4 protein-coding genes and 1 pseudogene are annotated in these 8,479 nt (G+C 38.8%); 4 read left to right on the top strand and 1 reads right to left on the bottom strand.

The genetic code is table 11. The features are described 5' to 3' along the window. The first annotated feature begins 154 nt into the window (after positions 1 to 154). Entirely contained in the window at positions 155 to 331 is a 177-nt protein-coding gene (locus CDG79_RS45690; protein WP_143855703.1) for a hypothetical protein, read from the top strand. A 100-nt stretch (positions 332 to 431) separates the two neighbouring features. Further along, positions 432 to 1,317, top strand: a pseudogene (locus CDG79_RS37270) (ISNCY family transposase); the annotation flags it as partial. Between the two features lie 825 nt (positions 1,318 to 2,142). Here CDG79_RS37270 and CDG79_RS37285 read toward each other — a convergent pair. Continuing rightward, a complete protein-coding gene (locus CDG79_RS37285; RefSeq protein ID WP_094346576.1) occupies positions 2,143 to 4,152 on the bottom strand; it encodes an ABC transporter ATP-binding protein/permease in 2,010 nt (669 codons plus the stop codon). An 885-nt stretch (positions 4,153 to 5,037) separates the two neighbouring features. On the opposite strand from CDG79_RS37285, the gene CDG79_RS37295 reads away from it, so the two are divergent. Then, the gene (locus tag CDG79_RS37295) at positions 5,038 to 5,427 is read left to right on the top strand and encodes a hypothetical protein (protein WP_094346578.1); all 390 of its coding nucleotides are present in this window, start codon (positions 5,038 to 5,040) and stop codon (positions 5,425 to 5,427) included. 376 nt (positions 5,428 to 5,803) lie between these two features. Then, positions 5,804 to 8,479, top strand: a 2,676-nt coding sequence (locus tag CDG79_RS37300) for a non-ribosomal peptide synthetase (protein WP_143855704.1), incomplete at its 3' end; no start/stop codon positions are given.

The raw sequence follows: 8,479 nt of genomic DNA on the forward strand, positions 1-8,479 counted from the left end.
CTCGCCAACGTAAACGTCGCCTTCACCACGATCCAATTAGCGCAATACAAGTTTTAGTAAATCAACATCAGGAACTTCGCACTGTACTTGAGTCTCAAGCCATGATATACCAATTAGATAGCTAGGGAAGCAGGGCGCAGCATCCCAGGCAAGCGTGGAAAATCATGCCGATGCCGTCTATTTTCATGCGCTCGGTACGCCCCAAGCGAAGGATCGGCTGGTCTATGCAACTCCCGACCAGCCGACTATGGTGCATTCCTTCTTTAGCATCACCAAAGACGGGCGTTACGTAGCGATCCTGATACCGTTGGCGAATTCCCCAAACAGCTAAACTGAACCGATTAGTTCAGAAATGAACCGATTGAGAACCTTCTGAGCAGTTTTATACCCAGTAGCTTGCTTACCCAATTTCAGTTCAGACAAAACACGATTTGGATGGAGAAATTCTAATAGCTTTAGATGGTACAGAATATTTTTCATCTAAAAAAATTAATTGTCCTTATTGTAATTGTCGTAATCATCGAAACGGAACTACAACTTATTTTCATGGCTGTGTCACACCTGTTGTGGTTTCTCCTAATCAAAAACAAGTGATTAATTTAGAACCAGAATTTATTAAAAAGCAAGATGGACATCAAAAAGAAGATTGTGAAAATGCGGCTGTTAAAAGATGGTTGAATAAGAATCATCAGAATAAGTATGGTTATCCTGTAACCCTTTTAGGGGATGACTTGTATTCTCGCCAACCTGTTTGTACCTTGCTGCTAAAACAAGGTTATAATTTTATTTTTGTTTGTCTGGAAACGTCACATAAAACTTTATATGAATGGCTAGAATTTTTAGAAAGAAGTGGAGAAGTTACAACTGTTGAAAAGAAACAATGGGATGGGCGAAAAAATCTAATTTATCGTTATCGTTATGCTTCTAGAGTTCCTTTACGAAATGGAGACTCAAGTCTCGAAGCTAATTGGTGTGAAGTGACTGTTATTAATGAGAAAACACAGAAAATTATCTACAGAAATAATTGGATAACTAATCATAAAATCACTGAAAATAATGTTGAATAAATTGTCAAAGCTGGACGCAGTAGATGGAAAGTTGAGAATGAAGGTAATAACGTTCTAAAAAATCACGGTTATAATTTAGAGCATAACTTTGGTCATGGTCAAAATCATCTGTGCGAGTTCTTATTGTCTTTAAATTTACTAGCTTTTTTATTTCATCCTGTTTTAGATTTAGTCAATTCTGCCTATCAGAAAGTTCGTGATTTATTAGCAACTAAAACTAATTTCTTTAATGATATTCGTACCTTATTAAAGTTTATTTGGTTTAAAAATTGGTCGGAGCTTTTCTTATTTATTCTTACTGAATACGTGCCTCTCACAAAAGTAAATTCTAGTTAAAAATGTCAAATTTTTGAGAGGAGGTAAAGATTATTGATTGAGAGGATTTACAAAGTAAGTCTGAGTTTCAGCTATATTTATAAGTTGAAATCTATTTTTCATGGGCAGATTTTTAAATTATTTCTCTTCAGCTAATTATCATGATTATCTTTCAAATAAATCATAATTAGACAGAAGTCCTCTATGTAAACAAGAGGACTTTATCTTCTTTTGTTTTCAAAATGAGAATTGCGGTTAAAATTAATCGTAGGACACTTCAAGGGTTAGCGATCGCGCTTGGCGTGCCTCAAGAATATTTGGATGCTCTGATCAAGGGTGAGGAAGCTCTCCCACCCCCTTATTCGATTATCATTATCAGATGGAGAACGATCAAGAAAAGCCTTTTGTCTTAAAGACAGCTAACATTGCAGTCGATATTCTAGTCCGGTTGCGTTCAAATTTGTGTTTATGGGGCGAACCACGAGCTTATTCTGGCAAGGGCAGTCCAAGGAAATTTTCAAATAGTCTGCGACAACACAAGCCAGAAACCTTATTATTCCGTTGAGAATTTTTCACTTAGTCTGCGAACCGATACCAGAAAATAAACTATTCCATCACCAATAATGATTATCATTCTTGAGAAAATCTGTCTCTTGTTTTTCTTGGAATAATTTATTCTTTGGAAGTCCCCTGTTAAAAATATGTTGTTTTGTAAAGTTACGCCCAGAATCACAAATTAGCCGCTCACGGATGGTAGCCGCTAAACTCTCACCCATTTCAACACATTAGGATCTTTATCATAGCGATAGGTAACGCCGTCCCTATTAGTGATAAATTCCCCTTTGCTTGCCTTACTTCTAATAGTAGTAATAGAATAATACGTTAGTTCATTCATTTCCTTATGAGAAAATCCTTCGATTGTGCTTATTTCTGCTTTAATTAGGGATTTATCTTGAGAAGAATCATCTATTTCTCTTTGAGGATTTGTGGAAGGAATAGTGACAACTGCTTTTTGATTTCGATAATTTTGTACAGTCACAAGCTGCCAACTGGAATCTTGTGAAAGTTCCAAAACCCATTGATGATAATCAAACAGGCTTTCCCGATGCCCAACACTGATAAATGTTGTTTTCGTGTCTTGTAACTGTTGATATAACCTTCCTTCATTTTCCAAATCTAAAGCACTGGTTGCTTCATCTAATATAGTAAAGCTAGGATGAGTAACTAACAGTCGTGCAAAAGCAAGGCGTTGTTGTTCTCCTATCGATAATATATTTTCCCAAGGAACTTCTGTATCAAAGCCATCGACTCGACTAAGTAAGTTTTGCAGGTTGACTTGTTGCAAAACTTCTTTGAGTTCTGCATCGGTCATCTGACGATTTGTATTAGGATAAAGTAACTGTTCACGCAAAGTTCCCAAGATGATATAAGGACGTTGAGGTAAAAATAAGACTTCTTCTAAAGGAGGTCGCACTAAACGACCAGTTCCCGCATTCCACAAACCAGCGATCGCTCTTAGCAGAGAACTTTTACCTCGACCACTAGGCCCAACAATCAATAAACCTTCTCCTGGTCGAACATCAAGTGATAAATCTTCAACGATTACCTGCTCATAGTTAGGCGTTTGTAAAGTGACATTCTCAAAAGCGAGATGATTTTCTTCTATTGTTTTAATGCTACTGACATTTTCTGGTTGTTTAGTTACTTCTTCTAAAGCATCTGAAAATTCAGATAAACGCTCAACATAACTAGAAAATCGTCCGGAAGTTCCAAATTCATTGATTAATTCTGCCAAAGCCATAGCAAAAAGATTACAGGATAAAGCAGCTTGGCTAAGTTCTCCAAAATCTATTTCACCTTTAATGTTTAAAGGCCCGAATACTATAAATGGCAATATTTGGATTACAGCCTGATATCCTCTATTAAAAATCTCTTTATTTCTTTCCCAATCAATCTTGCGTTTAGCGTTTTTTATCAAATTACTAAAGCGGCGGTTAATGATACTTGATTCTTGTTTTTCTCCTCGAAAGAAAGCTACTGATTCAGCATGATTGCGGACATGAGTCAGGCAATAGGTGTAATCAGCTTTCGATTCGAGTTCTTCTTGATTAATCTTATTTAATTCTTGGGTCAAGTAAACAGCAATCAAATTGCCTACGATCGTATAAGCAACTAAAATCACTGCAACTTGCGAAGAGATTGACCAAAGAATTATTAAAAATATCGTGATCTCCAGTACTTTTTCTAATATAGTAGCTGAAAAGCTGAGAGCATTACTGGCAATGGGTTCTATTTCTTGAGATAGACGTTGATCTGGATTATCAATATCAGATTTAAAGTTGATTTTATAATAGGCTCGATTGCTTAAATATTTTGATAAAATGTGATTATTTAGCCAGTGATACCAATCCAGAGCGATTTGTTTTCTAAGAGATTTAGTAAACCCTACCAAGAGCGTTGCTAATACGAGGACTCCACCATAAAGTAATAAGGCATCAAGAAACTTAGGAAGATCCTTATCTTTAATCATGAGATCGAGTAAATAGCGCTGAACGAAGCTATTAAAAACATTTACTCCTACAAGCGTAATTATTAATAAGATTAGGAGAATCAGCATTCCCCATACGCGAATTACGTCTGAGAATGCTCTTTCCCCTGCTTTCGTTGGATACCAGTAAGGACCTGCGATCGCTTTGACATTTTCCCAAAATTGAGTAAAAGCTGAATAAGTATTCTTTAAAGATTGATTTTGAACTACTTGAGTTGCCATATTCTGAAAATAAACTGAGATTTTACGTAATAAGTAAGGTAGTGATATGGAAGTATGGTAGTAGTGTTAAGGCTCAAGTCCTTACCAATTAAGTATTGTAGCCATAAATGAAGTAGCAAATTTTCCCAGTGTAATTGTTGAGCTTTTTGGAGAATGATAGGCTTTTATCACCAGTCGATAAACCTGCTTTTGAAGGTATATTTAGCCGAATATTTCTACTTTCCTACGCATTAATTCATCGACTGCGATCTCCTTGGTGTCCATAGCTTGCATCAATGCAGATACTAAGTTCTCAGCAGATGATTTTTGCGCCATGTGTCATATTCTATAACGCAGTATGTACTAATTTACATTTTAATTTTTTGTTTATCGAAAAAGTAAAGGTTCAAAACCTCGCCCGAAGTCAAGCGAAAAAATCTTTGTATCGCAAGGTAGGTTGAAACCCCACCCCTAGTGGGTGGCTTAGTTTAATTGCTCTCTTCGCAGCGGTAGCGAGTCCGCGTTCGCTTTTAGCGTCTCGTAGAGAGCGTCATTGCGAATTGCGAATTGCGAATTGATTTTATACCCCAATTTACCGAGCGGATATCTCTTAACTGTCTTAACTGTCTTAACTGTCTTAACTGTCTTAACTGTCCGCTTAACTGTCTGCATTAACTGTCTTAATTGGTCTTGTATTTTGTTGACTAAGGTGGGATAATTCACAAGTTAAAGTAAAAAGTACAGCTTTAAATAAACGGAGTTTGTTTATTTAAAAGTAAACTCTCCTTCAAGTCTAATAAAATACATCATCGGCAAAGTAGATTTCTGATACTAATAAGTGTCAGGAGTTATCGTCAATGTTAAGTTTATTTTTAGCTAAGACTGTAATAATTTCAGGTAGCTTCGATGGATGAAATCGTAAAAAAACTGGCTGGGCTAGGTCTTCCTGGCGTAATCCTAGTGATTCTCCTAATCGCCTCAGAAGGTAGCTCTGCCGCAGTTGCAGCTATTATCACAGCCTGGGGTGGTCCCTTTGGGATCGTAGGAGGTATAGCCCTGCTTGGTCTGATAACTGTTGTCGGGGATACTATAGCCGGATATGGAATTGAAGCAATTCTTAAGGGCATTTATGCAGAACGGAGCAAAAAGGAATCAGTGATAGTTCTCCTCAAAGAAATTCAAGATTTATCTATTACAGAGGAGCTAAAATCGAAGCTAAAAAATATAGTTAGCACAGAAATAGGTACTGATGTTCTAGAAGTGGAAATCCCAAAAAAAGTTGAAATAGTTGAATAAGAATATTTGATACCTACCTGTAATTTTGTTAAAAGTATAGGTAGGTAATTTTAATTCTTAAAAATCGACTTCAAGCAGGGTGAAATAATGTAGTTAGATGAACATACCCAGTATTTAGCGAATTCAAGTCAGCAAAAAAAATGAATTGATGGAAGCGGAAACTGCCATGAACTAGAGTAGACGATTGTGTAGTAATAGAGAGGCAAACACAAAAGTCAAATATGAGTTAGTTGCTTCTGTTCTACATCAGGAATATTTGAACGAAAACAATTATTATTTCACCTGTAAATAACCGCGCATACAGAGGCTATTAAAAGTAGCAAGATTAGAGGAAAATTATTAACTTATTAAAATTAGCATCGATTAGAGTAAAATTATGAATCTAACAGAGCTTCTAGAAAATCTTTCAGCAAATAACGTTGAACTGTGGGTTGATGGAGACAAACTGCACTATCGATCGCCTGAAAAGTCATTAACCCCTGAGTTATTGGGGGAAATTAAGCAATCTGAACCAGAAATTATCCGAATTTTATCCCAGAGTAGCAATCAAGCTGCAACTTATCCCCTCTCCCACGGTCAAAAGGCACTCTGGTTTTTATATCAATTAGCACCCAGCAGTACTGCTGACAACGCCACATACGCAGCAAAATTAGTCACAAATTTAGATATTCTAGCCCTGAAGCAGGCAGCACAAGCTCTAGTTGAAAGGCATCCAGTTTTAAGGACTACTTTTGCTACCATTGACGGCGAACCGGTGCAAACAGTTCACGAAAATCAGCAAGTTGACTTTACCATCGAAGGAGCTTTCGATCTTGACCAAGATGATGTAAACAACTGGCTCTCAGAAAAAAGCGATCGCCCCTTCGACTTAGAACAGGGGTCAATATTGCGGTTTGATTTATTAATTAACCATATTACAACCGATAAATTAGCAACAAAAGAACATATTCTCCTAATCACGCTACATCAAATAGTGGGGGATTTCTGGTCTTTAGAAATCATGATCGGTGAACTTTGCGCCTTGTATAAAGCGATGTCTACGACGGGCTACGCCTACGCCACAGGTGTAGCAGCCCAATTATCACCACAAAACTATCAGTATCAAGATTACATCAACTGGTCAGAGCAAATGCTCGCTAGTTCAGATGGAGAAAGTTTGTGGACTTACTGGCAGCAACAACTATCTGGTGAGTTGCCATTGCTAAATTTGCCCACAGATCGACCAAGACCTCAGACCAAAACCTATAATGGTGCTTCCCGCTTTTTTACTGTTGAAGAAGAACTGTGGCAATTGCTCACAGAATTGGCGAAGAGAGAGGGTGTCTCTCTCTATATGGTTTTATTAACAGCACTACAAATACTATTACGACGTTATACCAATCAAGAAGATATTTTAATTGGCTCTCCAATGGTGAATCGGAGACGTTCAGAGTTTGAAAATATTGTCGGTTATTTTACTAATCCTGTGGTCTTGCGAGGAGACCTTTCGGGAAATCCCACCTTTGAAGAGTTGCTGGGGCGATCGCGCTCTTGTGTGTTAAATGCTCTAGAGCATCAGGATTATCCCTTTCCCCTACTGGTGGAGCAACTGCAACCTGTCCGCAACCCCAGTTTTTCGCCACTCTATCAGGTAGCCTTAGTCTGCGATCGCTCTCACCAGATGGATATCGATGGTTTGATTTTGGAATCAATGATTTCAGGGTCTAAAGGAGCCGCCTTTGATTTAACCTTAACTATTCTTGAGGAACCTGGCTCACTCAAAGGTACATGGAACTACAACACTGACTTATTTGATGACAGTGCGATCGCGCGGATGATGGGGCATTTTGTAACTTTGCTCGAAGCAATTGTGGCAAATCCTCAGCAACGAATTGACCAATTATCTTTATTGACACAATTTGAGGAACGGCAGTTATTAGTTGAGTGGAATGATACTCAAGTAGACTATCCCCAAGATAAATGTATTCATCAGTTATTTGAGGATCAGGTGGAGCGTACACCCGATGCTGTGGCAGTGGTGTTTGAGAATCAACAATTGACCTACCACGAATTGAATTGTCGTGCTAACCAGTTGGCGCATTATTTGCGGTCTTTGGGAGTAGGAGCCGATGTGCTGGTGGGGATTTGTGTCGAGCGTTCTTTAGAGATGGTGGTGGGATTACTTGGGATTCTCAAGGCGGGTGGGGCTTACGTACCACTTGACTCAGAATATCCCAAAGAGCGTCTGAGCTTCATGCTTGAAGACGCTCAAGTTTCAATATTACTGACTCAACAACAACTCATTGATCGCCTACCTGAGTATCAGGCAAAACTGATTTGTTTAGATGAAGTCTGGTCAGAAATTCTGCAAAACAAACAGAACAACCCGATTCAGGTAGTAACGAGTACCGATCTAGCGAATGTGATTTACACATCCGGCTCCACAGGCAAACCCAAAGGGGTAATGGTTGAGCATAGTGGATTGTGCAATCTAGCTCAAGCTCAAATTCAGGCTTTCGGCTTGTCTAGTGATAGTCGAGTTCTCCAGTTTGCCTCCTTCAGTTTTGATGCTTGCATATCAGAAATCTTGATGGCTTTGGGATCGGGGGCAAGACTTTACTTAGGAACAAAAGACTCGATAATGCCGGGTATGCCTTTAATTGAGCGATTAAAGAATGATGCCATTACCCATGTCACCCTACCACCATCAGCGCTTGCAATGTTGCCAGTAGAAGAACTGCCAACATTGCAAGCGATCGTTGTCGCCGGAGAAGCCTGTCCTCTGGAACTGATGCGACAATGGTCAAAAGGCAGAAACTTCTTCAACGCCTACGGCCCGACAGAAGCGAGTGTTTGTGCAGCGATCGCCAAATGCACTCCACTAGACGAAAAAATTTCCATCGGTCGTCCAATTGACAATACCCAGATATACATACTTGACCAAAACTTACAACCAGTACCTGTGGGTGTAGCAGGAGAACTGCACATTGGTGGTGCAGGGTTAGCGCGAGGCTATCTCAATCGCCCAGAATTAACACAAGAAAAATTCATCCCCAACCCCTTTGGTAGAAGC

Origin of the sequence: Nostoc sp. 'Peltigera membranacea cyanobiont' 232 (genome assembly GCF_002245985.1) — a bacterium.
Lineage (GTDB): Bacteria > Cyanobacteriota > Cyanobacteriia > Cyanobacteriales > Nostocaceae > Nostoc.